This window comes from Williamsia serinedens (assembly GCF_024171725.1).
GTDB classification, from domain to species: domain Bacteria; phylum Actinomycetota; class Actinomycetes; order Mycobacteriales; family Mycobacteriaceae; genus Williamsia_A; species Williamsia_A serinedens.
Genome location: NZ_JAMTCG010000007.1, coordinates 24,580 through 50,293 on the forward strand (window position 1 = coordinate 24,580; position 25,714 = coordinate 50,293).

General features: G+C 69.5%; 22 protein-coding genes and 1 tRNA gene. 6 read left to right on the forward strand and 17 right to left on the reverse strand.

The genetic code is table 11. The features are described 5' to 3' along the window. Positions 1-48 precede the first annotated feature (48 nt). Positions 49-1,194 (forward strand): DoxX family protein, encoded by a 1,146-nt coding sequence (locus LX12_RS18100; RefSeq protein ID WP_301284836.1) that lies wholly within the window; start codon positions 49-51, stop codon positions 1,192-1,194. 152 nt (positions 1,195-1,346) lie between these two features. Then, positions 1,347-3,593, forward strand: a complete 2,247-nt coding sequence (locus tag LX12_RS18105; RefSeq protein ID WP_253656000.1) for an ATP-binding domain-containing protein — start codon at positions 1,347-1,349, stop codon at positions 3,591-3,593. Between the two features lie 46 nt (positions 3,594-3,639). Here the strand turns inward: LX12_RS18105 and LX12_RS18110 are convergent, their stop codons facing one another. Both LX12_RS18110 and uvrB read right to left on the reverse strand, forming a co-directional pair. Further along, a complete protein-coding gene (locus tag LX12_RS18110; protein ID WP_253656001.1) occupies positions 3,640-4,092 on the reverse strand; it encodes a universal stress protein in 453 nt (150 codons plus the stop codon). 140 nt (positions 4,093-4,232) lie between these two features. Next, positions 4,233-6,389 carry an excinuclease ABC subunit UvrB gene (gene uvrB / locus LX12_RS18115; protein WP_253656002.1) on the reverse strand — a complete coding sequence of 719 codons (2,157 nt, stop codon included), beginning with the start codon at positions 6,387-6,389 and terminating at the stop codon, positions 4,233-4,235. Between the two features lie 79 nt (positions 6,390-6,468). On the opposite strand from uvrB, the gene LX12_RS18120 reads away from it, so the two are divergent. Then, positions 6,469-6,987: a ribonuclease FAU-1 family protein gene (locus tag LX12_RS18120; RefSeq protein WP_253656003.1), complete on the forward strand. Its 519-nt coding sequence runs from the start codon at positions 6,469-6,471 to the stop codon at positions 6,985-6,987. Between the two features lie 8 nt (positions 6,988-6,995). Here LX12_RS18120 and coaE read toward each other — a convergent pair whose 3' ends face one another. The 3 genes from coaE to rpsA form a co-directional block, all read right to left on the reverse strand. After that, positions 6,996-7,901, reverse strand: coding sequence for a dephospho-CoA kinase (gene coaE / locus LX12_RS18125; protein WP_253656004.1), 906 nt, complete (start codon positions 7,899-7,901; stop codon positions 6,996-6,998). A 37-nt stretch (positions 7,902-7,938) separates the two neighbouring features. Further along, the gene (locus LX12_RS18130) at positions 7,939-9,180 is read right to left on the reverse strand and encodes an MCE family protein (RefSeq protein ID WP_253656331.1); all 1,242 of its coding nucleotides are present in this window, start codon (positions 9,178-9,180) and stop codon (positions 7,939-7,941) included. Between the two features lie 259 nt (positions 9,181-9,439). Beyond that, the gene (gene rpsA / locus LX12_RS18135; protein ID WP_253656005.1) at positions 9,440-10,912 is read right to left on the reverse strand and encodes a 30S ribosomal protein S1; all 1,473 of its coding nucleotides are present in this window, start codon (positions 10,910-10,912) and stop codon (positions 9,440-9,442) included. A 215-nt stretch (positions 10,913-11,127) separates the two neighbouring features. Between rpsA and LX12_RS18140 the strand changes: the two genes are divergently transcribed. Continuing rightward, entirely contained in the window at positions 11,128-11,940 is an 813-nt protein-coding gene (locus LX12_RS18140; protein WP_253656006.1) for a class I SAM-dependent methyltransferase, read from the forward strand. A 10-nt stretch (positions 11,941-11,950) separates the two neighbouring features. Here the strand turns inward: LX12_RS18140 and LX12_RS18145 are convergent, their stop codons facing one another. The 5 genes from LX12_RS18145 to LX12_RS18165 all read right to left on the reverse strand — a co-directional run bounded on the left by LX12_RS18145 (position 11,951) and on the right by LX12_RS18165 (position 15,758). Then, positions 11,951-12,712 carry a helix-turn-helix domain-containing protein gene (locus LX12_RS18145; protein WP_253656007.1) on the reverse strand — a complete coding sequence of 254 codons (762 nt, stop codon included), beginning with the start codon at positions 12,710-12,712 and terminating at the stop codon, positions 11,951-11,953. Further along, positions 12,709-13,041 (reverse strand): hypothetical protein, encoded by a 333-nt coding sequence (locus LX12_RS18150; protein WP_253656008.1) that lies wholly within the window; start codon positions 13,039-13,041, stop codon positions 12,709-12,711. Before LX12_RS18150 ends, LX12_RS18145 begins: the two co-directional genes overlap by 4 nt. A gap of 92 nt (positions 13,042-13,133) precedes the next feature. Next, entirely contained in the window at positions 13,134-13,898 is a 765-nt protein-coding gene (locus LX12_RS18155) for an amino acid ABC transporter ATP-binding protein (protein WP_301284817.1), read from the reverse strand. Beyond that, positions 13,895-14,851, reverse strand: coding sequence for an amino acid ABC transporter permease (locus tag LX12_RS18160; protein WP_253656009.1), 957 nt, complete (start codon positions 14,849-14,851; stop codon positions 13,895-13,897). Before LX12_RS18160 ends, LX12_RS18155 begins: the two co-directional genes overlap by 4 nt. A gap of 4 nt (positions 14,852-14,855) precedes the next feature. Continuing rightward, a complete protein-coding gene (locus LX12_RS18165; RefSeq protein WP_253656010.1) occupies positions 14,856-15,758 on the reverse strand; it encodes an ABC transporter substrate-binding protein in 903 nt (300 codons plus the stop codon). Positions 15,759-15,881: 123 nt separating this feature from the next. Between LX12_RS18165 and LX12_RS18170 the strand changes: the two genes are divergently transcribed. After that, positions 15,882-16,409, forward strand: a complete 528-nt coding sequence (locus LX12_RS18170) for a 2'-5' RNA ligase family protein (protein ID WP_253656011.1) — start codon at positions 15,882-15,884, stop codon at positions 16,407-16,409. A gap of 6 nt (positions 16,410-16,415) precedes the next feature. Here the strand turns inward: LX12_RS18170 and polA are convergent, their stop codons facing one another. The 7 genes from polA to LX12_RS18205 form a co-directional block, all read right to left on the reverse strand. Beyond that, the gene (gene polA / locus LX12_RS18175) at positions 16,416-19,172 is read right to left on the reverse strand and encodes a DNA polymerase I (RefSeq protein ID WP_253656012.1); all 2,757 of its coding nucleotides are present in this window, start codon (positions 19,170-19,172) and stop codon (positions 16,416-16,418) included. Between the two features lie 51 nt (positions 19,173-19,223). After that, the gene (locus LX12_RS18180) at positions 19,224-19,955 is read right to left on the reverse strand and encodes an ABC transporter ATP-binding protein (RefSeq protein WP_253656013.1); all 732 of its coding nucleotides are present in this window, start codon (positions 19,953-19,955) and stop codon (positions 19,224-19,226) included. Beyond that, on the reverse strand, positions 19,942-20,910 hold the full coding sequence (locus LX12_RS18185) for an ABC transporter ATP-binding protein (RefSeq protein WP_253656333.1): 969 nt from the start codon (positions 20,908-20,910) through the stop codon (positions 19,942-19,944). Before LX12_RS18185 ends, LX12_RS18180 begins: the two co-directional genes overlap by 14 nt. A gap of 74 nt (positions 20,911-20,984) precedes the next feature. Next, entirely contained in the window at positions 20,985-22,205 is a 1,221-nt protein-coding gene (locus LX12_RS18190) for a branched-chain amino acid ABC transporter permease (RefSeq protein ID WP_253656014.1), read from the reverse strand. Then, the gene (locus LX12_RS18195) at positions 22,202-23,236 is read right to left on the reverse strand and encodes a branched-chain amino acid ABC transporter permease (RefSeq protein ID WP_253656015.1); all 1,035 of its coding nucleotides are present in this window, start codon (positions 23,234-23,236) and stop codon (positions 22,202-22,204) included. Before LX12_RS18195 ends, LX12_RS18190 begins: the two co-directional genes overlap by 4 nt. Before the next feature lie 79 nt (positions 23,237-23,315). After that, entirely contained in the window at positions 23,316-24,545 is a 1,230-nt protein-coding gene (locus LX12_RS18200; protein ID WP_253656016.1) for a branched-chain amino acid ABC transporter substrate-binding protein, read from the reverse strand. A gap of 230 nt (positions 24,546-24,775) precedes the next feature. Continuing rightward, positions 24,776-25,357: an ANTAR domain-containing response regulator gene (locus LX12_RS18205; RefSeq protein ID WP_253656334.1), complete on the reverse strand. Its 582-nt coding sequence runs from the start codon at positions 25,355-25,357 to the stop codon at positions 24,776-24,778. A 241-nt stretch (positions 25,358-25,598) separates the two neighbouring features. Between LX12_RS18205 and LX12_RS18210 the strand changes: the two genes are divergently transcribed. Further along, positions 25,599-25,672: transfer RNA gene (locus LX12_RS18210), tRNA-Leu, on the forward strand. The last annotated feature ends 42 nt before the right edge of the window (positions 25,673-25,714 follow it).

Sequence of the window (25,714 nt, forward strand, 5' to 3'; positions counted from 1 at the left end):
CCGCCTGCCAGGAGGCCATCAGTGTTGATCCGCCGAATTGCCCGTCCGATGCTCGCGAGCGTGTTCATCGCCTCGGGCGTCACCGCGCTGCGTCATCCCGAACAGTTCGCCGACACCGCCCGGCCGTTCGTGAAGAAGTCGCAGGAGACGCTGCCGGACGACATCACCGACCCCCTGCCCGACGACACCGAGTCGTTGGTGCGCATCAACGCGGCCGTCCAGGTCGGTGGCGGCGTCCTGCTGGCCACGGGCAAGATCCCCCGCATCGCCGCACTCGCGCTCGCGGGCTCGCTGGTGCCGACGACGCTGGCCGGTCACGACTTCTGGAACGAGCCGGACGCCGAGGCGCGCAACGCCCAGCTGATCCATTTCCTCAAGAACGTCAGCCTGCTCGGTGGTCTGCTCATCACCGCCGTCGACACCGAGGGCAAGCCGTCCGTCGCCTATCGCGGACGCAAGGCCGCCGAGCACGCCGCCGACGCGGTGACCTCGGCGATCCCCTTCGTCGGTGACGACGACGACCGCTTCGAGCAGCTGCGGTCGGTGGCCGCGGACCGCGCCGGCCACCTCGCGGAGTTCGCCAAGGACAAGGCGCCCGTCGTCGCCGAGGCGGCCAAGGAGCGGGCCATCCCCCTCGCCGAGGCCGCCAAGGAGCGCGCCGTCCCGCTCGCCGAGGCCGCCAAGGAGAAGGCCACCCCCATCGCGGAGTCCGCCGCCGAGCGCGGCGCCGAGCTCGGCCGCAAGGCGGCCAAGGCGGCACGCAAGCGTGCCGAGGAGGCGCAGAAGGAAGCGTCCAAGCGCGCCGAGGAGCTGGCCAAGCAGGCCTCGAAGGAGCGCGACAAGCTCGCCAAGAAGGCGTCGAAGGAGAGTGAGAAGCTGGCGAAGAAGGCCCGCAAGCGCGGTTCCGAGCTCGCCGACGCGGCGGCCGATCGCGGTTCCGACCTCGCCGACCGCGCCCGCGACCGCGGGTCGGACCTCCTCGACACCGCGAAGGACCGCGGCGCCGACCTCGCCGACCGCGCTCGCGACCGCGGCGCCGATCTGGCGGATTCCGCCCGTGACCGCGGACCCGACCTGGTGCAGCAGGCCCGCGCCCGCGCCGAGGCGCTCGCCGCCCAGGCGCAGGACGAGGGTGTGCACCTGAGCCGTCGTGCCCGCAAGCGTCTCGAGAAGGCGGCCTCCGACCTCGGCTGACGCCGTCGTGTCCCCCGGTCCGGCGTGCACTGCGCGCCGGACCGGCACGGCCACCGGTCCCGGTCGGTATCCTCGAGTGCCCGTGACCCACACCGATTCCCGCGGACACCGCGGTCTCCGCGCACCAGCTCTCCACGCATGAGTCCCACCCGATGACCCAGACGACGCCCGACGCCACGACGGCGGAACAGGCACATCTCGACCACGTCTACGGACGGCTCGACCGGATGCGGGCGGCCACCAACCGCCGCCTGCGCACCGCCCTCACCGAATCCGACGGCACACCCCAGTCGCAGTCAGAACGCGAGTCGTACGAGCGCATGTACTCCGACGACCTCGCGAAGTTCGACGCCGCCGAGCACAACCTCTACTTCGGACGTCTCGACCTCGAGGACGGCGAGGTTCGACGGATCGGTCGCATCGGGATCCTCGACGACGACGCCGAGGACACCACGCTCCTCCTCGACTGGCGAGCGCCGCTCGCACGACCCTTCTACCTCGCCACCCCGGCGGCACCCGAGTCCGTCGCGGTGCGCCGCCACGTCCGCACCCGCAGTCGACGCGTCGTCGCCGTCAACGACGAGCGACTCGACGCCGGCGACCTCGACGCGACCACCCGCGGCGACGTGGTGAACGAGGCCGCCCTCATCGGCGCGCTGACCGCGGCGCGTACCGGCGAGATGACCGACATCGTCGAGACGATCCAGCGCGAACAGGACGAGATCATCCGCTCGTCGCACCGCGGGGTCACCGTCGTGCAGGGCGGGCCGGGAACCGGCAAGACCGCGGTGGCGTTGCACCGTGCCGCGTACCTGCTCTACACACACCGGGATGTGCTGTCGCGCAGTGGCGTCCTCGTGGTGGGCCCCAACGACGACTTCCTGCGCTACATCGGCCAGGTGCTCCCCAGCCTGGGCGAGACGGGCGTCCTCCTGGCCACGGTCGGGGATCTCTACCCCGGCGTCCGGGCGGTCGGTCACGACACCCCGGACGCGGCGGCCCTCAAGGGCGAGCTCGACATCGTCGACGTGCTGCGGGATGCCGTGCGCGACAGGCAGGTCCTGCCGTCGGAGACCATCACCGTCTCGTTCGACGGCTACCCCCTGAACATCGACCGCACCGTGGTGAAGCGGGCGCGGGGTCGCGCTCGGTCGACCCGGCGACCGCACAACCGGGCCCGGTCGGTGTTCGTCCGGGCCGCCCTCGACGCCCTCGCCGAGCAGCACGCCGCACGCATCGGGTCATCGATCGTCGACGGCAGTCAGTTGTTGAGCTCCGGTGACATCGCGGACATCCGTGACGAGATGGAGCACGACGACGCGATCCGTGCGGCGCTCGACGGGCTGTGGCCGCACCTGACCCCGGAGATCGTGCTCGACGAACTCCTCCACGACGACGACCGCCTGCGCGCCGCCACCCGCGACGCGGGCGTCCGCCGAGCGCTCCTGCGGGCACCGGCGACGCTGGGCCGGTTCACCGTCGACGACATCCCCCTGCTCGACGAGCTCGCCGAGATCATCGGGTACGACACCGGTGAGGACGAGCGTGAGGAGCAGGCACGCTTTCGGCGCAGCCTGGCCGAGGCCCAGGAGGCACTCGACATCCTCACCGGGTCCGCGCCCCAGGATCTCGAGGACGAGCTCGATCCCGAGATCCTCATGGCCTACGACCTCATCGACGCCGAGCAGCTGGCCGCACGCCAGACCCGTCGCAGCTCACTGACGACCGCAGAACGCGCACAGACCGACCGCACGTGGACGTTCGGCCACGTGATCGTCGACGAGGCACAGGAGCTGTCGGCGATGGCGTGGCGGATGATCATGCGCCGCATCCCGAACCGCTGGATGACCGTCATCGGGGACACGGCCCAGACCGGCGCCCCGGCCGGTACCCGGTCCTGGGGCGCGGTGCTCGAACCCTATGTGGCACAACGGTGGCGCCGACACGACCTGACGGTCAACTACCGCACACCCGCGGAGATCATGGAGCTCGCCGCCCGGGTGCTCGCCGAGATCGACCCGGCGGCACAGGCCCCCCGGTCGATCCGGCGTGCCGGGACCCGGCCCGAGATGCGTCGGGTCGCCGCCCCGGACCGGGCCGCCGCGGCGACCACGGCGGCGCGGATGGACGACGTGGAGGGGATCAGCGCGATCATCGTGCCCGACGAGCTCGCGGACGAGATCCGGCACGCCGCGGGTGACGTCGACACGCGGGTGCTGAGCGTGGCCGACTGCAAGGGCCTCGAGTTCGACCGGACGGTCGTCGTCGAACCGTCGCTGATCGTCGGCCAGTCGGCCCGAGGGCTCAACGACCTGTACGTCGCCCTCACGCGCGCGACGCAACAGCTGACCGTCGTCCACACCGGGTCGCTGCCCGCGTCCCTCGCCACAGACGACTGAGCGTGGGCGGCTCTGCCGCCCACGCTCGGTTCGCGATGTCCTGGTGTCAGACCGTGTGGACGATCAGCACGTCGCACGCCGACTTGCGCGCGACGTCGGCCGGGACCGATCCCAGCAGTCGCCCGGCGATCGAGTTCAGGCCCTTGTTGCCCACCACGAGCAGGTCGGCCTTCGTGTCGCCGACGAGCTGCAGCAGCGCGTCGACGGGCGCGCCCTTGACCGGCCGGGTGTTGACGTTGGCCGTCGCGGCGCCGGCCTTCACGGCACGCTCGCGCGCGGTGCGCAGGATCTCCTCCGTCGGAGAGCTGCCGTGCACCTGGTACGCCTCGTCCTTGAGGACGTCGGACATCGAGTTGACGTCCTTGCTCTCGTGCGGGAAGAAAGCGCACGCGATGACCAGCTGCGCCGAGTCGCCGACGATGGCGCCGGCCCGCTCGACTGCCTTCATCGACGACTCGGAGCCGTCCGTACCGACGACAACCGTGGTGTACGCGCTCATCCATTCCTCCGTCTGATCAACGATGACCGATCGCTCGCGGTGTCCGCAGATCGAACACGCACTCGGACCGGACAATAGTGGCACGACGAGGGGTTTGTCCCGACGTTCGTGGCGATCGACACACCGGCCCGACGGGCGTGTCAGCGGATACCGGCGGCGTCCATCCCGCGGAGTTCCTTCTTCAGATCGGCGATCTCGTCACGCAGTCGACCGGCGAGCTCGAACTGCAGATCGCGCGCGGCCGCCATCATCTGGTCGGTCAGCGACGCGATCAGGTCGGCCAGCTCCGCTCGCGGCATCGCCGAGACGTCACGCTTCTCGATGACTCCCGAGCTGCTCCCCGACCGACCCGGTTCGCCCTGGGCGCGCCGACCTCGGCTCGAGTTGCGGCCCGACCCGCCGACCTCCAGGCTGTCCTCCGCCTCGCGGTACACCTGGTCGAGGATGTCGGCGATCTTCTTGCGCAACGGCTTCGGGTCGACACCGGCCGCCTCGTTGTAGGCGATCTGCCTCTCGCGACGCCGCTCGGTCTCGTCGATGGCGTTGCGCATCGAGTCGGTGATCTTGTCGGCGTACATGTGCACCTCGCCCGAGACGTTGCGGGCCGCGCGGCCGATCGTCTGGATGAGGCTGGTCGTGCTGCGCAGGAAGCCCTCCTTGTCGGCGTCGAGGATCGCGACCAACGACACCTCCGGCAGGTCGAGACCCTCGCGGAGGAGGTTGATCCCGACGAGCACGTCGTAGTCGCCCGATCGCAGCTGTCGCAGCAGCTCGACGCGTCGCAGCGTGTCGACCTCGGAGTGCAGGTACCGCACCCGGATGCCCATCTCGAGAAGATAGTCGGTGAGGTCCTCGGCCATCTTCTTCGTCAGCGTGGTGACGAGCACGCGTTCGTCGCGTTCGGACCGGGTGGTGATCTCGTGCACGAGGTCGTCGATCTGCCCCTTGGTCGGCTTGACCACCACCTGCGGGTCGACCAGGCCGGTCGGGCGGATGACCTGCTCGACGAACTCGCCTCCGGACTGGCCCAGTTCGTAGGGCCCGGGCGTCGCCGAGAGGTAGACGGTCTGACCGATCCGGTCGACGAACTCGTCCCAGGTGAGCGGGCGGTTGTCGACGGCGGAGGGCAGACGGAAGCCGTACTCGACGAGGTTGCGCTTGCGGGACATGTCGCCCTCGTACATGCCACCGATCTGCGGCACGGTGACGTGCGACTCGTCGATGACGAGGAGGAAGTCGTCGGGGAAGTAGTCGATGAGGGTCGCGGGCGCGGTGCCCGGACCGCGGCCGTCGATGTGGCGCGAGTAGTTCTCGATGCCCGAGCAGAACCCGACCTGACGCATCATCTCGAGGTCGTAGGTGGTGCGCATCCGCAGCCGCTGCGCCTCCAGCAGCTTGCCCGCCCGTTCCAGCTCCGCCAGACGCTCCTCGAGCTCCTTCTCGATCGACTCCATCGCCCGGTGCATCCGCTCGGGTCCGGCGACGTAGTGCGTCGCGGGGAAGATGCGCAGCGAGTCGACCTTGCGGATCACGTCGCCGGTCAGCGGATGCAGGTAGTAGAGCGCCTCCACCTCGTCGCCGAAGAACTCGATGCGCACCGCGAGTTCCTCGTACGACGGGATGATCTCCACCGTGTCGCCGCGGACGCGGAAGCTGCCGCGGGTGAAGCTCAGGTCGTTGCGGGTGTACTGCACGTCGACGAGGAGCCGCAGCAGGGCGTCGCGGTCGACCTGGAGACCGACCTCGAGCTCGACCGAGCGGTCGAGGTAGGACTGCGGTGTGCCCAGGCCGTAGATGCAGGACACCGAGGCGACGACCACGACGTCACGACGCGACAGCAGGCTCGACGTGGCCGAGTGACGCAGCCGTTCGACGTCGTCGTTGATCGACGAGTCCTTCTCGATGTAGGTGTCCGTCTGCGCGATGTACGCCTCGGGTTGGTAGTAGTCGTAGTACGAGACGAAGTACTCGACCGCGTTGTTGGGCAGCATGTCCCGGAGCTCGTTCGCGAGCTGCGCCGCGAGGGTCTTGTTCGGCGCCATGACCAACGTCGGCCGCTGCACCTTCTCGATCAGCCACGCGGTGGTGGCGGACTTGCCGGTACCGGTCGCGCCCATCAGGACGACGTCCTTCTCACCCGCCCGCAGTCGCCGTTCGAGCTCGGCGATGGCCGTCGGCTGGTCACCGGCCGGCTGGTGCTCGCTGACGACCTCGAAGGTCGCCTCGGACCGTTCGATCTCCCCGACAGGACGGAACTCGGAGTGGGCGACGATCGGGTGTTCTGCCGCGAATGCCATGCATCCCAGGGTAGGCGCGGGGTCCGACATCCGCGGTCTGCCCTGCGCGAACGTCCCCGGCGGGCGATAGGGTCCGCCGATGGAGGCTGCCCACCCCCCGAAGCGGGAGGTGTTCGACGTCGCGGGACGCACGAACACCGACAACAAGGGGATCGTCCGACCGGTGCAGGTCTACGAGCGGACACCGTTCGGGCTCTACATGTCACGCGCGGCCGACCATCCCCGCTTCGACCACCTCGAGTCGTGGCTCCTGCCCGATCTCGGTCTGCGGGCCAGCATCTTCCACTTCGTCGGCGGTCACCGGTCGGATCAGCGGCTCTACCTCGACGTCGGACGGTTCAGTGGTCCCGACGAGCACGGGAGGTGGCACGCGGTGGACTGGTACCTCGACCTCGTCGACGTCCCGGGGCGCCCACTGGAGCTGCTCGACGTCGACGAACTGCTGGACGCGCACCGCGTCGGGCACCTCGACCTGGCCGACGCGACCGCCGCCGTCGAGATCGCCACGACCACGCTGACCGGGGTGGCCGCGCTCGGCCACGACGTCGACCGCTGGTTCGTCGAGCAGGGGTGCCCGCTGCGCTGGCGGGACGCCTGAGGGGGCTCTCAGCCGACGGTCACCACGCGGACGGTCACCGGACGCCCGGGGTCCGCGGAGCCGTGCACGTGCCCCTCGCCGTCGACGCGCGGGAACCCCGCCTCGGTCAGCGGGGCGATCAGCCCCGACGCGGCCTCGTCGTCGGCGACCGCGAGCCGCAGGCCGACACCGTCGACGGAAGAATCCCGCTCGATCGTCTGTGCCCGCTCCCCGACGACCGCACGGAGCCGGTTCGTGACCCGCTCGGCGATCCCGTCCGCCTCGGGACCCGACGGCCGCGACACGGAGGACTCGGCGACGACGCCCGCGCGCACGTTGGCCTCGAACGGGATGAGCCGGTCGTCCCACAGCCGGGTCGCCGCGTCCGCCACGGCCTCCGGGGCACCGGAGTTGTCCACCCAGACGTCGGCCACCGCGCGACGCTGCTCGTCGTCGGCCTGGGCGCGGATGCGCGCCGCGGCGTCGTCGGCGGGCATGCCGCGCTGTTCGGTGAGACGCTGCAACCGGGTCTGTTCGTCCGCCCACACGATGACGACGAGATGGAACATCGGCGCGAGACCACCCTCGACGAGCAGGGGGATGTCCTGCACGACCACCGCGTCGTCGGGAGCCGACTGGATGAGCTCCCAGGTGCGCGCGCCGACCCGCGGGTGGGTGATGGCGTTCAGGCGCTTCCGACTGTCGTCGTCGACGAACGCGCGCGCGGCGAGCGCGGCGCGGTCGAGCGCGCCGTCCGGGTCGAGGATGTCCTCACCGAACGCGGCGACCAACTCGGCCAGTCCCTCGGTGCCCGGGGCCACCACCTCCCGGGCGATCACGTCCGCGTCGATCAGGTAGGCGCCGCGTTCCGAGAAGGCTCTGGCCACCGTCGATTTGCCCGCGCCGATGCCGCCCGTCAGTCCGACTCTGATCACCGGGCCAGTGTGTCAGACGGCGCCCGGGCGGCACCCGTCAGCGCGGGACGACGCCCAGCAGGTACGACAGCTGCGTCACCAGCGGGTTCAGGTTCAGCTTGTCGGGGTCCTTCTTGGGGGTGCCGTCCCACGGCTGCCGGACACCGGGGTCGGCGAAGGCGGCGTTCTGCGCGCCGCGGACGTCGGTGGGGTTGCCCTGCGCGACAGCGCACCGGGCGTCGGTGTTGAACGGGAAGTCGTCGTAGTTGATGTCGAAGTCGGGGTTCTTCCGCTTCTCCTCGGCGATGATCTGCTGCGTCTTCTCGTAACCGAGGGTGCACGACGGGGGGTTGTTCGTTTCCAGCGTGGTGCCGAAGTGGATGGTGCCGTCACCCGGAGCGGTCGAGTAGCTCGCGGACGAGATGGCCGAGAGCTGTCCGAGGGCGGGGCCCACGCCGTAGAAGGCGCCCTTCACGTTCCGGACGTCGCTCGCGAGGTCCCGCAGCGCGGTGGTGATGTCTCCCCCGCTGCGTTCGAGCAGCGCCGACAGCTGGGTCGCCAAGGTCTGACCGGTCGTGAGCAGACGTCGCAGGTCGGGGTCGCTGGAGGCGAGTTGGGCGGTGACCAGGTCCAGACTGCGCGACCAGGTCAGGATCTCGTCGGACTGCGCGGCCTGCGTGGTGAGCACCGTGTCGGAGTTCCGGATCAGCGAGATGGTCTGCGGCAGGTTGTCGTTGCCCGACCTCGACAGGTTCGCCAACGAGTCGACCAGCGTGCGCAGGTTCTCGCCGTTGCCGTCGAACGCCTTGCCCAGCTCGGTCACCACGGTCCGCAGATCGTCCAGTGGCACCGACTGCGTGAAGTCGACCGCGGAGGAGAGCACGTCCTGCACCGGCACCGGGATCGACGTGTTCGTGATGACCGATCCGTCGGACAGCGACGGACCCTCGACCGACGCCGGCCGCAGATCGACGTACTGCTCGCCGATCGCCGAGCGGTTCGCGACGACCGCCTGCGCCGAGGCCGGGATGCGCGGACCCCCGGAGTCGAGCGCGAGATCGACGCGCACACCGTCGGGCCGCAGCGACAGCGCGCCCACGCGGCCGACGGGCACACCCTGGTAGGTGACCTCGGCGTTGGTGAAGATCCCGCCGGAGTCGGCGAAATCGGCGTGCACGGTGTAGATCCCGGCGCCGACGAGGTGGTCGAGCTTGACGTAGCGGATCCCGACGAGCGATCCGAAAGCCACTGCCACGACGAGGATTCCCACCAACTGCCAGATCTGCAGTCGCGAGACCATGTTCACGGGCGGACGGTCCTGTCATGCGTGGATGTGTCGTCGATCGGCGCGACACGGACGTCCGCGGTGACGAGTCGGCGCTGCACGCCGACGCTCAGAACACTCTCAGGTGACAACGATCGTTGGCAAGGTCGGCGCGGTCCGAACCGTCCCGCGAGGGCCACGACTGCCTCACACCCCGATCGTCGTGTGACCTCGATCACGACGACGGCGCCCCGACCCGTGCGGGTCGAGGCGCCGTCGGGGACGTGCCGAGATGTCAGGCGTTGCCGGACAGCTTCTCCCGCAGAGCGGCGAGCTGCTCGTCGCTGGCGAGCGAACCGCCACGCGGGGCGCTCGACGAGCCGCCGGCCGAGCCGCCGGTGGACGTCGACGACTCCGAGGAGTAGTCGCTGGGGGCGTTGGCCGCCTCCTCCGCCGCCTTGGCGAACTTCTCGATCTGGGCGGTGTGCAGCTTGTGGCGACGCTCGGCCTCGGCGTACCGGGCCTCCCACGCCTCACGCTGCTTCTCGAAGCCCTCGAGCCATTCGTTGGTCTCGGAGTCGAAGCCCTCGGGGAAGATGTAGTTCCCCTGCTCGTCGTAGCTGTCGGCCATGCCGTACTTCGACGGGTCGAACTCCTCGGTGTAGTCCTCGTTGGCCTGCTTGAGGCTCAGCGAGATACGACGACGCTCGAGATCGATGTCGATGACCTTGACCATCGCGTCGTCGTTGACCGCGACGACCTGGTCCGGCACCTCGACGTGGCGCTCGGCCAGCTCCGAGATGTGCACCAGGCCCTCGATGCCCTCCTCGACGCGGACGAACGCGCCGAACGGGACCAGCTTGGTGACCTTGCCCGGGACGATCTGACCGATCGCGTGGGTGCGGGCGAACTGACGCCACGGGTCCTCCTGGGTCGCCTTGAGCGACAGGGAGACACGCTCGCGGTCGAGATCGACGTCGAGCACCTCGACGGTGACCTCGTCGCCCACGGCTACGACCTCCGACGGGTGGTCGATGTGCTTCCACGACAGCTCCGAGACGTGCACCAGGCCGTCGACCCCACCGAGGTCGACGAAGGCACCGAAGTTGACGATCGAGGACACGACGCCCTTGCGGACCTGGCCCTTCTGCAGCTGGTGCAGGAACTCGCTGCGGACCTCGGACTGGGTCTGCTCGAGCCACGCGCGACGCGACAGCACCACGTTGTTGCGGTTCTTGTCGAGCTCGATGATCTTGGCCTCGATCTCCTTGCCGATGTACGGCTGGAGGTCGCGGACGCGACGCATCTCGACGAGCGACGCGGGCAGGAAGCCACGCAGGCCGATGTCGAGGATGAGGCCGCCCTTGACGACCTCGATGACGGTGCCCTTGACGGCCTCGTCCTTCTCCTTGAGCTCCTCGATCGTGCCCCAGGCGCGCTCGTACTGGGCGCGCTTCTTGGACAGGATCAACCGACCCTCTTTGTCCTCCTTGGTGAGGACGAGTGCTTCCACCGCGTCGCCGACCTCGACGACCTCGTTGGGGTCGACGTCGTGCTTGATGGACAGTTCACGGGAGGGGATGACGCCCTCCGTCTTGTACCCGATGTCGAGCAGGACCTCGTCGCGGTCGACCTTGACGATGGTTCCCTCGACGATGTCGCCGTCGTTGAAGTACTTGATCGTGGAGTCGATGGCGGCGAGGAAGTCCTCGGCAGTGCCGATGTCGTTGACGGCAACTTGCGGCGAGGCGATGGTGGAGGACGGCATGTGGTGGGTTGCTCCGGACAGGTGGTAGTAGGTTTCGGTGGATCTCGGACGGTCGATGCAACCGGCCTGACGGTCTGGATGTTCCGCCGCCGGCCGTCGTCCGGCCGACGAGGACCGGACAGACGAGGACATGACTACCCACGCGGGCATGGGGCACGCGCGTAGAGAAGGCTACGCCAGGCCCCGGACGCTGGGCAAACAGGGGTGAGGGACCGGTGACCAGACCTGCACGGGCCACCCCCGACTCCGCGACCAGCGAGGACGCCAGCCGACGCTGGTGGGACTCCGACGCGCACTCCTACGACGAGGAGCACGGCCGGTTCCTCGGCGTCGACTCCCCCGGCGGCGAGTTCGTCTGGTGCCCCGAGGGCCTGCACGAGGGCGACGCCCGGCTGCTGGGCGAGGTGGCCGGACGCGACGTCCTCGAGGTCGGGTGCGGCTCGGCGCCGTGCGCCCGCTGGCTGGCCACGCAGGGCGCGCGGGTCGTCGGGCTCGACGTCTCGGCGGTGATGCTCGCACGCGGGCGGCGGGCCGTCGCGGCGGGCTCGTCCGCCGCGGTGCCCGCGCTCGTCCAGGCCGGCGCCGAGCACCTGCCCTTCGCCGACGCCGTGTTCGACATCGCGTGCTCGGCCTTCGGTGCGGTGCCGTTCGTCGCCGACTCCGCGCGCGTCATGGCGGAGGTCGCGCGGGTCCTGCGTCCCGGCGGCCGGTGGGTGTTCGCCGTCAACCATCCCGTGCGCTGGATCTTCCCGGACGACCCGGGCCCCCGCGGGCTCACCGCGTCGATCCCCTACTTCGACCGCTCGCCGTACGTCGAGGTCGACGACGACGGGCGGGTGGCCTACGTCGAGCACCATCGGACCATCGGTGATCGCGTCCGCGAGATCCGTGCGGCCGGGCTGATCCTGGACGACATCGTCGAGCCCGAGTGGCCGGAGTGGCTCGACCAGGAGTGGGGCCAGTGGAGTCCGCTGCGCGGCCAGTACTTCCCCGGAACCGCGATCTTCGTGACCCACATGCCGGCCTGACCGGTCGGGATCACTCGCGCGCGAACCACTCTCGGGTCGCGACGTCGGCGGGGAAGAACAGCTCGACGGTGAGTTCCTCGACGGTGACGTCGCCGGCGGTCTGCACGGCCGCTGCCATCGAGAACATCGACAGCACCGTGTCGGCGACGCGTAGTCGCATCGTCACCACCGGGTCGGTGGGCGGGGTCGGCGCGTCGGACGGGTCGTCGAACTCCGCCAGGACGGCGCCGAGCTGCGGGTCCCCATCGGCGTGGTGGCGCCGCCGCACCCGCGTCAGCAGGTGCGACCGCCACGTCGGCAGGTCGACGATCCGAGGGGCCAGCCCGTCAGGGTGCAGGGTCAGCCGGAGCACGTCGACAGGCGGCGCGAGCAGATGCTCGGCGCAGCCCGCCAGCAGCGGGGCGACCGCGTCGTTCGCCGCCACGAGCCGCCACCGACGATCGAGCACCAGTGCCGGGTGGGGCCGGTGCGCGTCGAGGACGGCGCGCAGGGCGTCGGCCACGGCGGCCACCTCGGGGTCGGAGAGGTCGTGTTCGGTGTGCACCGGCGCATGACCCGCGGAGAGCAACAGGCGGTTGCGCTCCCGCAGCGGGACGTCGAGGTGGTCGGCCAGGCGCAGCACCATCGCCGCAGACGGACGGGACCGCCCGGTCTCGACCCAGCTGAGATGGCGGGTCGACACACCCGTCTCCGACGACACGGCCAACTGGCTGAGACCCCGGCGCTCCCGCCAGGCACGCAGCTGCTCACCGACCGGCACGGTCGCGGTCACCGGCGTCCTCCGTCGGACCCGGCTGCGGGGGGCGGCATCTCGATGATCGACGCCCAGTACTGGTGCGGCAGTTCGTCACCGGCACGCAGCACCTGGGCGAGACCCCACGCCATGCCGATCCCGAGCAGGCCCAGCCACAGCCCTGCGACGGCGATCGCGGTGACCGCGAGCGCGGTGGCCCAGGGAGCGTGCGTGAGCGCGAGGAGCAGTGGCGCGAACCCGAACCCGCACCCGACGAACCACGCGGACAGCGTGCGGTCGGCGATCATCACCGGCCGCAGCCAGCGGGGCAGGCTGGCGGGCAGTGACGGGGCGGGCGGATGTGGCATGGCGACCTCCTCGACGGCGACCTCATCGTCGCCGCCCGCAGGTCATCGTGTCGATGACCTCGGAGGTCATTGGGGCACCGCGGTCGAGCCCGTCAGAGGATGCGGGAGAGGAACGCCTTCGTCCGGTCCTCGCGCGGCGCGGAGAGCACCTCGGTCGGCACGCCCTCCTCGACGACGCGCCCGCCGTCCATGAACACGAGGTGGTCGGCGACCTCACGGGCGAAGCCCATCTCGTGGGTCACGACGACCATCGTCATGCCCTCGGACGCCAGGTTGCGCATCACCTGCAGGACGTCACCGACGAGCTCGGGGTCGAGCGCGGACGTCGGCTCGTCGAACAGCATGAGCTTGGGGTCCATCGCGAGCGCGCGGGCGATCGCGACGCGCTGCTGCTGACCGCCCGACAGCTGCGCCGGGTAGGAGTCGGCCTTGTCCGCGAGGCCGACCTGGCCGAGCAGGTCCTTCGCGCGGGCGACGGCGCTCGAGCGGTCGACACCCTTCACCCGGATCGGCGCCTCGATGATGTTCTCGAGTGCGGTCCGGTGACCGAACAGGTTGAAGTGCTGGAACACCATCCCGATGTCGCGACGTTGCCTGGCGGCCTGCTTCTCGCTGAGCTCGTACAGCTTGCCGTTCGCCTCGCGGTACCCGATCAGGTCGCCGTCGACGTAGAGGCGTCCGGCGTTGACCGACTCGAGGTGGTTGATGCACCGCAGGAACGTCGACTTGCCCGAGCCCGACGGCCCGATGACGCAGAGGACCTCGCCCCGCTTCACCTCGAGCGAGACGCCGTTGAGCACCCGGTGGGAACCGAAGTCCTTGCACACCTGCTCGGCGCGCACCATCGGTGTGGTCATGATCCCCCCGCCCCGCCGGCGTCGCGATTACCCGTCATGGCCGCCATCGCCGCCAGCTGCCGGCCGGTGAGCTCACGCGTCGCACCGCGCGCGTAGTACCTCTCCAGATAGAACTGCCCGACCATCAGAACGCTGGTGATCACCAGGTACCAGGTCGACGCGACCAGCAGCAGCGGGATCGGCTGGAAGATGACCCCGGCGATGTCGGCCTGCCGGCCGTACACCTCCAGGCTGAACGGGACAGCCGTGACGAGCGTGGTGGTCTTCAGCATGCTGATGACCTCGTTGCCCGTCGGCGGGATGATCACGCGCATGGCCTGCGGCAGCACCGTCCGCCACATCGTCTGCGCCCACGACATGCCGAGCGCTTTCGACGCCTCCGTCTGCCCCTCGCCGACCGACAGGATCCCGGCGCGGACGATCTCGGCCATGTACGCGGACTCGTTCAGCGCGAGGCCGATGACCGCGAAGGTGAAGGCCGCGTTGAGGTCCTGGATGTCGAACTCGGCGAACGTGGTCGAGAACGGGATGCCCAGCTTGATCGTCTTGTAGAGCGACGGGAACAGGCCCCAGAACACGAGCTGCACATAGACCGGTGTCCCGCGGAAGATCCACAGGTACACCCAGCTGACCGAGCGCAGCACCGGGTTCGGGGTGAGGCGCATGACCGCGAGCAGGGCCCCGAGCACCACACCGATGACCATCGACAGCACGGTGAGGGCGATGGTGTAGCCGACGCCCGACAGGATCCGCGTGTCGAACAGGTACTTGCCGTAGGTCGACCACCCATAGGCCGGGTTCGTCGCCGCGCCGTACACGAACAAGGCGAGGAGGACGAGGACGATCGCCGCCGCCGCCCACTGGCCGGGTCGTCGGACCGGGATGGCCGTGATGGGGACGGGATCCGACGGTGCGGGCCCCGCGGGGACCGCACCGGGCGGGGTCACGGACATCGGATCAGCTGGTGGCGCCGTTGATCACGGACTGCGTGATGGCGCCTTCCTGGACACCCCACGAGCCGGCGATGGCCTTGTAGGTCCCGTTGTCGATCAACGCCTGGACCGCCTTCTGGAGAACCGGTCCGAGGGGAGAGCCCTTCGCGACGGGGTAGCCATACGGGGCCGAGTCGAAGATCGACCCGGCCGCCTCGATCTTCCCGCCCGACTGTTTGATCGCGTACGCGGTGACCGGGGAATCGGCCGACATCGCAGCGACGCGACCCAGGACGAGCGCGTTGGTCGCGTCGGCCTGGCTGGGGTACTTGACCTTGTCGATCGCGGGCTTGCCCGCCTTGACGCACGCCTCGCTCTTCGCGGGGATCTCGTCGGTGTCCTGGACCGTGTCCGACTGGACCGCGACACGTAGACCACACGCGTTGTTCGGGTCGACCGTCTTGCCCGACGGCTGCGCCCACTGGCTGCCGGCGCTGAAGTAGTCGACGAAGTCGACCTGCTGCTGGCGCTCCTTGGAGTCGGTGAACGACGACATGCCCATGTCGTAGGTGCCCTGCTGCACCGCCGGGATGATCTTCGCGAAGTCGGATTCCTTGTACTCCGCGCGCACACCGAGCGTCGACGCGATCGCGTTCACCAGGTCGACGTCGAAGCCGACGATCTTGCCCGAGGAGTCCTTGAACTCGTTGGGGGCGTACGGGACGTTCACGCCCACGACGATGACGCCGGCGTTCTTGATCTTCGCGGGCAGCTGCGCGGCGAGCGCGTCGTTCTTCGCGACGGAGGTCGGCGCGCCCGAGGACGGAGCCGCCCCGGAACCACCACCCTCGCTGTTCGAGCAGCCGGCGGCCGCGAGCAGGACCACTGCCGCGGCGGCGACCGTGGTCGCGAGTCGTGTCGATCGCACTGGTTGATCCCCTTCGGGTACGGGCGACACGGCGTGTCGTCGCCTCGGGGTGACAGTAGACGACATGAACGGTGTGCTGCGCCGCGGTTACCGGGTTTTAACTGAGCCGATCACACTGTCCCCATGGCACATTCCGTCGAGCTGCTCCCCGACCCCGACACCGAGCGTCGGATACGCGACATCTGGGACGCGCTGATCGACGCGGGTCTGCCCAGTCAGGCGTCGGTGTCGTCGGAGTCGAACCGGCCGCACGTCACGCTGGTCGCGGCGCGGACCATCGACGACACGACGGACCCCGCGATGCGCGGACTCGCCCGTGACCGACTGCCCCTGCCGGTCGAGATCGGCGCCCCCGTCGTGTTCGGTGGGCGGACCGCGACCGTCGCTCTGCTCGTGGTCCCGACGGCCGACCTGCTCGTGACACACTCCGCGGTGGTCGAGACCATCGGCGCCGCCGCCGTCGATCCCGTCGCGCACAGCGGAACGGACGGATGGACCGCGCACGTCACGGTCGCGCGGCGCGTGCCGTTCGACCAGCTGTCGGACGTGCTGCGCCTCGTGGTCGACCACCGCATCGACGGCACCGTCCACCTCGACGGAATGCGGCGGTGGGACTCCGACGCGCGCACCGTCACCGATCTCAGCGGCTGAGTGGCATCAGTGGGCGGCGTCGTCCCACGAGCGTCCGTAACCCACGGAGACGTCGAGCGGCACGGACAACTCGATGGCGCCGCCCATCTTGGCGCGCACCAGTTCCTCGAGCTGTTCCCGCTCCCCCGGTGCGACCTCGAAGACGAGCTCGTCGTGCACCTGCAGCAGCATCCGCGAGCGCAGACCGGTGTCGGCGAGTGCGCGCTGCACGTCGATCATCGCGACCTTGATGATGTCGGCGGCCGTGCCCTGGATCGGCGCGTTGAGCGCGGCACGTTCGGCGACCTCGCGGCGCTGACGGTTGTCGCTGTTGAGGTCCGGCAGGTAGCGGCGCCGACCGAACAGGGTCGAGGTGTACTCGTTGCGGCGCGCCTCCTCGACGGTCTCGTGGAGGTAGTCGCGCACGCCACCGAAGCGGGCGAAGTACGCCTCCATCTGCTCCTTGGCCTCGGTGGTGCTGATCTTCAGCTGGGCGGCGAGCCCGAAGGCGCTGAGCCCGTAGGCGAGTCCGTAGGACATGGCCTTGACCCGCCGACGCATGTCCGTGGTGACCTCGTCGATCGGTACGCCGAACGCCCGTGACCCGACGAAGCTGTGCAGGTCCTCGCCGGTGTTGAACGCCTCGATCAGCCCGGCGTCCTCCGAGAGGTGCGCCATGATGCGCATCTCGATCTGGCTGTAGTCGGCGGTCATCAGGCAGTCGTAGGCGTCTCCCGACGGGTCCGTCCCGACAACGAACCCCTTGCGGATGTCCCGCCCGGCCTCGGTCCGGACCGGGATGTTCTGCAGGTTCGGCTCGGTCGACGACAGGCGACCCGTCGCCGCGATGGTCTGGTTGAAGGTGGTGTGGATGCGCCCGTCGTCCGACACCGACTTGAGGAGCCCGTCGACGGTGACCTTCAGCCGCGTCGCGTCCCGGTGTTCGAGCAGGTGCTCGAGGAAGGGGTGCTGCGTCTTCTCGTAGAGCCCCGCCAGCGCGTCGGCGTCGGTGGTGTAGCCGGTCTTGGTGCGCTTGGTCTTCGGCATCTCGAGCTTGTCGAAGAGCACCGTCTGCAGCTGCTTGGGGGAACCGAGGTTGATCTGCTCCCCGATCACGGCGTACGCCGCGTCGGCGGCGGTGCGGATGCGGTCCGCGAAGCCCTCACCGAGGCCCTCGAGGTGTGCGGTGTCGACGGCGATCCCCGCGGCCTCGATCTCGGCGAGGACCATCAGCAGCGGCAGCTCCATGTCGGTGAGCAGCGACAGCGAGTCGATGGTCTCCAGCTCCGCGTCGAGCGTGGCGGCGAGCTCGTGCACGGCCTGCGCGGCGATCATGTGCTGCTCGGCGGCGTGCGCCTCCTCCGCCTCACCGTCCAGCAGGGACATCTGCCCGTCGTCGGGGGCGTCGTCGGACCGCAGCTCGCGCCGCAGGTACCGCAGCGCGAGGTCGTCGAGGTTGAACGACCGCTGACCCGGTCGGACCAGGTAGGCGGCGAGCGACGTGTCGCTCGTGACGCCCGCGAGCGGCCACCCACGTCCGCGCAGGGCGTGGAAGGCCCATTTCGCCTCGTGGATCGCCTTGGCGACGCCGGCTTCCCCCAGCCAGTCGACGAGGGCGGTCTCGTCGTCGGGGTCGAGGACGGCGGTGTCGAGCCAGGCGGCGTGGCCGTCCTCGGCGGCCAGGGCGATCCCCTCGGTGTCGGAGTCGAACACACGCTGCGGGCCGACCACGCCGAGCGCCGTCCGCCCGGTGCGGGCGTGCTCGTCGAGCCAGGCGCGCACCGAACCCGGGGCGAGGATCTCGCCGTTGACCTCGAACCCCGCCTCGGCCTCGGGCTCGACCGAGCTCAGCGTCGAGAACAGCCGGTCCCGCAGCACACGGAACTCCAGGTCGTCGAAGAGCTGGTGGATGCGGTCCCGGTCCCACGGCTTGAGCGCGAGGTCCTCGGGCGCGAGCGGCAGGTCGACGTCGCGCACCAACTCGGTCAGTCGACGGTTCATCAGCACCGACGACAGGTTCTCGCGCAGGGCGTCGCCGACCTTGCCCTTCACCTGGTCGACGTCGTGGACGAGCGCCTCCAGCGATCCGTGCTCACGGATCCACTTCGCGGCGGTCTTCTCCCCCACGCCCGGGATGCCGGGCAGGTTGTCGCTCGGGTCGCCGCGCAGGGCCGCGTAGTCGGGATACTGCGCCGGCGTCAGCCCGTATTTCTTGTCGACCTCCTCGGGGGTGAACCGGGTGAGGTCGGACACGCCCTTGCGGGGGTAGAGGACGGTGGTGTGGTCGTCGACGAGTTGGAGCGCGTCGCGGTCGCCGGTGACGGCGAGGACGCGGAACCCCGCCGCCCGCGCCTGGGTAGTGAGGGTGGCGATGATGTCGTCGGCCTCGTAGCCCTCGATGGCGAGCACGGGGATGCCCATCGCGGCGAGCACGTCCTTGGTCAGGTCGACCTGGCCCGCGAACTCGTCGGGTGACTTCGACCGCTGCGCCTTGTAGTCGGAGTACATCTCGGCGCGGAACGTCTTGCGCGACACGTCGAACGCCGCGGCGATGTGCGTCGGCTCCTCGTCGCGCAGGAGGTTGATCAGCATGGACGTGAACCCGTAGACCGCGTTCGTGGTCTGCCCCGACGCGGTCTTGAAGTTCTCCGCCGGGAGGGCGAAGAACGCCCGGTAGGCCAGCGAGTGCCCGTCGAGCAGCATCAGCGTGGGCGCCGAGCCCTTCGCGGACGACGACCCCTTCGCGGGGCCGGTGCGGGTCGCGGACGTCGAGGCGGGAGTCACGCCCCCGAGTCTAGGGAGCGGGCCCGACACGCCGCTCCGGCCCGGGAGAAGTCAGGCGACGCCGAGGTAGGCGTTGCGGATCGAGTCGTCGGCGAGCAGCTCCGCGCCCGACCCCGACCTGGTGATCTCACCCGTCTCCAGCACGTACCCACGGTCAGCGCGTTTGAGCGCCTGGTGGGCGTTCTGCTCGACGAGCAGGATGGTGGTGCCGGCGGCGTTGATCTCGCCGATGATGTCGAAGATCTGGGCGATGACCATCGGCGCCAGACCCATCGACGGCTCGTCGAGCAACAGCAGCGTCGGGCGGGCCATCATCGCGCGCCCGATCGCGAGCATCTGCTGCTCACCGCCCGACATCGTGCCGCCGAGTTGCGACCGCCGCTCGGCCAGGCGCGGGAACAGCTCGAACACGCGGTCACGGGTCTCCGCGTACTGCGCCTTGGAGTCGAACTTCCGTCCGTAGCAACCCATGTCGAGGTTCTCGACGACGGTCATGCCCGGGAAGATGCGTCGCCCCTCGGGCACCTGCACGACGCCCATCGCGACCCGTTTGTGCGGGGGCATCCGGGTGATGTCGGTGCCGAGGAACTCGATGCGTCCCGTCGACAGCGGACGCAGCCCGGACAGTCCGCGCATCGTCGTGGACTTGCCGGCGCCGTTCGCGCCGAGCAGCGACACCAGCTCGCCCGCCCCGACCGTCAGCGACAGGTTGCGGATCGCCTGGATGCGGCCGTAGTGCACCGACATGTCCTCGATGCGCAGGACGATCTCACGCTCGGCCATCGTCTCCCTCTCCCGCCCCGGGCACCGAGGCATCCTCCGGACCGACCGCGGCCTCGTCCGACTCGTCGGGGACGCCGAGGTACGCCGAGATCACCTTCGGGTCGTCGCGGACCTGTGCGGGCGTGCCCTCGGCGATCTTGCGCCCGAACTCGAGCACGACGATCCGCTCGGTGACACCCATGACCAGTTTCATGTCGTGCTCGATGAGCAGGACGGTGAACCCGTCGTCACGCACCTTCTGGATCAGCTCCATCAGCGCGACCTTCTCGCTGGGGTTGAACCCGGCGGCGGGCTCGTCGAGACACAGGAGCTTGGGTTCGGTCGCCAGGGCGCGGGCGATCTCGAGCCGTCGTTGGTCGCCGTAGGGCAGGTTGCGCGCCTTCTCCGCGGCACGCGCACCGATACCGACGAACTCCAGCAACGCCATCCCGCGGTCGACGGCGTCGCGCTCCTCGCGGTGGTGACGAGGGAGTCGCAGGGCGGCCCCGAGCACCGAGGTGCGGTGCCGCGCATCGGTTCCCACGACCACGTTCTCCAGGGCCGTCATCTCACCGAACAGCCGCACGTTCTGAAAGGTGCGGGCGATACCGCGCCGGGTGATCTGGTGCCGTTTGACCCGCTTGAGCGGCCGGCCGTCGAACGTGACCGACCCGGCGGCGGGTTCGTAGACGCCGGTGATCGCGTTGAAGCAGGTCGTCTTGCCGGCGCCGTTCGGCCCGATGAGCCCGAAGATGTCGCCGCGGTCGATGGTGAAGCTGACGTCGTCGAGGGCGGTGACACCACCGAACCGCACCGTCAGACCGGACACCTCGAGCAGCGGTTCGCCCACCTTCGCGCCGATGTCCCGGCTCGGGGCCACGACGTCGGCGACGAAGTCGGGGTCGGCGAGGTCGGGGTTGACCGCCGTCGGGTCGACGACGGTCCGCGACGCCGGGTCGGCGAGGACGGCCTGCACCTCCTGCTCGGGTGTCGGGTCGACGGGTCGGCCCGTGCCGTCGGCCCGGTTCTCGTCGGCCCGGTGCTCGCCGCTCACGACTTCGCCTCCACCGCAGCGGTGTCCGCCCGTCGCGCGCGCACCGGCGTGGTCACCGCCGCGTACACCTGTCTGCCGTATGCCAGCAGTCGGGCACGCGCCGGGAACATGCCCTGCGGCCGGAAGATCATCAGCGCCACCAGCGCCACCCCGAAGAACAGGTACTTGAAGTCACCGAGGGACTGGTCGCCGACCTGGATGCCCTGCACCCGCGCGGGGAGGTACACGATGATGAACGCCCCGACGATGACGCCGAGTTTGTTGCCCTGTCCGCCGACGACGACGGCGCACAGGAACAGCATCGAGTTGATGACCGTGAAGCCCTTCGGGTCGACGTACTGCACCTGGCCCGCGTACAGCGCACCCGACAGCCCACCGATCCCGGCCCCGATGACGAACGCCCACAGCTTGAACCGGAACGTCGGCACGCCCATGATCTCGGCGACGTCCTCGTCCTCGCGGATGGCGATCCACGACCGACCCACCCGGCTGCGCTCGAGGTTGCCGACGAAGAACAGCACCGCGATCACCAGGACGAGTCCGAGCCAGAACCACCACACGCCGAAGTTCAGCGTCCCGGAGTTGTTGCCGGAGGAGAAGACACCGTCAGGGTTCTGCGCCGACCGGCCGACCTCGGGGAACAGCACGTTCTGCAATCCGGCGGCACCGTTGGTGACGTCGGTGAGGTTGTCGGCGAGAAGTCGCACGATCTCACCGAACCCGAGCGTCACGATGGCGAGGTAGTCCCCTCGCAGACGCAGCGTCGGGGTGCCGAGGATGACCCCGGTGACACCGGTCAGCACGATCGCCAGCGGCACACACGCCAGCCACGCCCATGGGCCGGAGAAGAACCCGTGGTCGCTGGAGTCCCACACCGGGCTCGCCGGGGAGGTGAAAAGCGCGACCACGTAGGCACCGACGGCGTAGAAGCCGACGTAGCCGAGGTCGAGCAGACCCGTCTGCCCGACGACGACGTTCAGACCGATCGCGATGAGGGCGATCATCGCGAACTGCGCCATCATGCCGCCGAAGTCGACGGCGGTGGTGCTGATGAGCGGGGGCTTGATCACCGGCAGCAGCGCGATGACGATCACCGCCGGGACACCGATCGCCCACTGCTGCGGACGGGGAAGGTTGTTCCACCAGAAACGGATGCGGTCGCCGAGTCCCCGACCGCGCTCGGGAGCGGCCTTGTCGGTCGTCGTGGGGGCGCTCATACGCGGGCCCTCGTGAGCTTCTCGCCGAGGATGCCGGTGGGCCGGATCATCAGCACCAGGATGAGCAGCACGAACGCCACGACGTCCTTCCACTGGTTGCCGAACACCACCGAACCGTAGTTCTCCATCACGCCCAACAGCAGCCCGCCGAGCAGCGCGCCGCGGATGTTGCCGATGCCGCCGAGCACCGCGGCGGAGAACGCCTTGATGCCGAGGATGAAGCCGCCGTTGTAGACGATGCCGGTGGGGACACGCAGGGTGTACAGCAGTGCGGCGGCGCCGGCGAGGAGTCCACCGATGAGGAACGTCAGCATGATGACCCGCTCCCGTGAGACACCCATCAGCGTCGCCGCCTCGGGATCCTGTGCGACGGAACGGATCCCGCGCCCCAGCTTGGTGCGGTTGATCAGCGTGTCGGCCAGGAAGGTCAACACCAGCGCGCTGCCGATGATGATGAGCGTCAGGTTGAACACCGACGCGTCGAAGATCTCGAACAGCTTCTTCTGCTCGACGAGCCGGATGCCGGGCTGTGCCGTCGACCCGCCCAGCGGCGGGTCACCGCCGAACTTCGGCAGGACGTAGTGCACGAACTCCTGCAGCACGAACGACATGCCGATGGCGGTGATGAGGAACGTCAGCGGCTTCGCCCCCCGCTTGCGCAGTGGCCGGTAGGCGACCCGTTCGAGGCCGACGGCGGTGACACCCGAGACCGCCATGCCGAAGATGCACGCGATGACCAGGTACACCAGGGTCATGGCCGTGCCCTCGGCGTAGGCGTTGCCCGACGGGGTGAACCCGAGCAGCAGAAGCGCCACGTACTGCCCGAACATGCCCACCATGAAGACCTCGGAGTGGGCGAAGTTGATGAGCTTGAGGACGCCGTAGACGAGCGTGTAGCCGACCGCCACGAGCGCGTAGATCGCGCCGTAGGTCAACCCCTCGATGGTGAGTGTCCAGAAACCGTCGTACAGCGACCTCAGGTCGAAGTCGACGGTCGAGGCCAGGACCAGGCCGTCGGCCAGTGCGTGCATTCCTCGGTGTCCTCCCCGCGGAGTCGCTCACACGACGATGCGCCCGGACCCGGGGTCCGGGCGCATCGTCGTCAGCGGACTACTTGACGTCGTACATCCAGATCAGCGAGCTGGTGAGCTCACCGTCCGACGTCCACTTGTAGGTGCGGGCGAGACCCTGGCCGTCGTAGTTGCGGACGTACTCGAGCAGCTTCGGGCGCGTGGTGTTGCCGGCGCCGATGCCGCGCATCAGGATCGTCGCGAGGTCGTACGCCTCGACGGAGTACACGCCCGGGTCCTGGTTGAACTCGGTCTTGTACGCCGACTTGAAGGCGTCCGGGGCGGGACCACACGGGCAGGAGAGATCGGCGCCCTTCGCGGCGGACCCGGCCTGCGAGACGAACTGCGGGTCGTTGACACCGTCACCGGAGACGAACGTCGCCTCGACACCCGCGTTCTTCATCTGCTGCACCAGCGGTGCGGCCTCCGCGTAGTACCCGGCGTAGAAGACGGCGTCGGGCTTCGCTGCGTTGACCTTGGTGATGATCGCGGAGAAGTCGCGGTCCTTGGTCTTCACGTCGCCGTTGCAGGAGCTGTCGTTCGCCGACCCCAGGCCCGTGGTGATGGCCTTGGCCAGACCGGCGGCGTACTCGCTGTCGTCCTTGATCACGCAGACCTTCTTGAAGCCCAGCTTGCCGGTCATGTACTTCGCGACGGCGGGACCCTGCACGTCGTCGTTGGCCAGGCCGCGGAAGAAGGTCTTCCAGCCGTTGGTGGCCAGGGCCGGGTTGGTCGCCGACGCTGTGGTCGCCACCAGACCGGCCTGGTTGAACACGCCACCGGTCGCCTTGGTCTCGCCGGAGAAGGCGGGACCGATGAGACCGATGATCGACTGGTCGTTGGTGATCTGCGGCGCGACCTGACTCGCCTTCTGCGGGTCACCCTCGGTGTCGAAGGTCTTCAGGGTGATCTGGCACCCCGGGTTGGCCTTGTTGTGCTGGTCGACGGCGAGCTGGGCGCCGTCGCGGATGTTGATGCCCAAGGCCGCGTTGTCACCGGTCAGCGCACCCGCCATCGCGATCGTCGACGCGGGGCACGTGGCCTTGCCGTCACCGGCGGGCAGGATCGCCGACGACTCGCTCGCGGTCGGGACCTCCTTGCCCGCGGTGTCGATCTGGGCGATCGGGGCGATCGTGATGCCCGACGACGACCCGGCCGAGGCGGACGAACCGCCCTCCGACCCACCCGAACTCTTGCTGCCACAGGCCGACACGGTCAGCACGGCCGCCATCGCGACCGCGAACGCTCCCACCGTCACCCGACGATTCATCTGGTCATTCCTCCGATCGGCGGCGACCGGTGTCGCCGCACGAAGCCCGTCAGCGACTGTCGCCGACGCTGCTGAGAGAACTTAGCCCCGATCGTGGTCGTTCGCGCGACATCGGCGTCATTCGCCGATACGTGTCCGCCGCGGCGCACCGAATGTGGCAATCGTGTTGCGGCAGTGTGTCGTTGGGCCGCCGATATCCTTAGCCGGACTCAGCGTCGGGACCGGGCCGATCAGGCCTTGCCGTCACCGAGGGTCTCGACGACGACCTGGGCGACCGCCTTCATCGTCGTGCGCCGGTCCATCGCCGCGCGCTGGATCCAGGTGAAAGCCTCGGGCTCGGAGAGTGATTGACTGGACATCAGCAATCCTTTGGCGCGCTCGACGAGCTTGCGTGTCTCGAGACGGTCGTTCATGTCGGCGATCTCGCGTTCGAGCGTCGTCAGCTCGGTGTATCGCGAGACCGCCACCTCGATCGCCGGGACGAGATCGGCCTTGCTGAACGGCTTGACGAGATAGGCCATGGCGCCCGCGTCCCGGGCCTTCTCGACGAAGTCGCGTTGGGAGAAGGCAGTCAGCATGACGACCGGCGCCAAGCGCTTGCGGGCGATCTCACCCGCGGCGTCGATGCCGTCGCGGACGGGCATCTTGACGTCCATGATCACGAGGTCCGGCGACAGGGACTCGGTGAGCTCGACGGCCACCTGACCGTTCGGGGCCTCCCCGACGACGTCGTAGCCCTCTTCCCGGAGCATCTCGGTCAGGTCCATCCGGATGAGGGAGTCGTCCTCGGCCACCAGCACGCGCCGCGACACCGGGCCGGGCTCGGCGACGGGCTCGTCGGGGACGGACCGCTGGGGTGTGGGGCGCTGCGGCGGGACCGACGAGGGGGACGGTGCGGGCGTCACGACGACCTCCACGGGTGGGGCGATGCGGGACCGAGCGACCGCGCGAGCGCGGCGTCGGGATGTGCCGGGCAACCCTACCGGCTGGCCCGGGCCGCCGCGGATCCACTAGCGTGGTGCTCCGCGCGTCCGACGACACCGTCGACGCCACGCCCTCGTAGCCCAATTGGCAGAGGCAACGGATTCAAAACCCGTCCAGTGTGAGTTCGAGTCTCACCGAGGGCACCCACTCACCCACCCCGGGCGCGGCGTGGACCCACGTCCGGC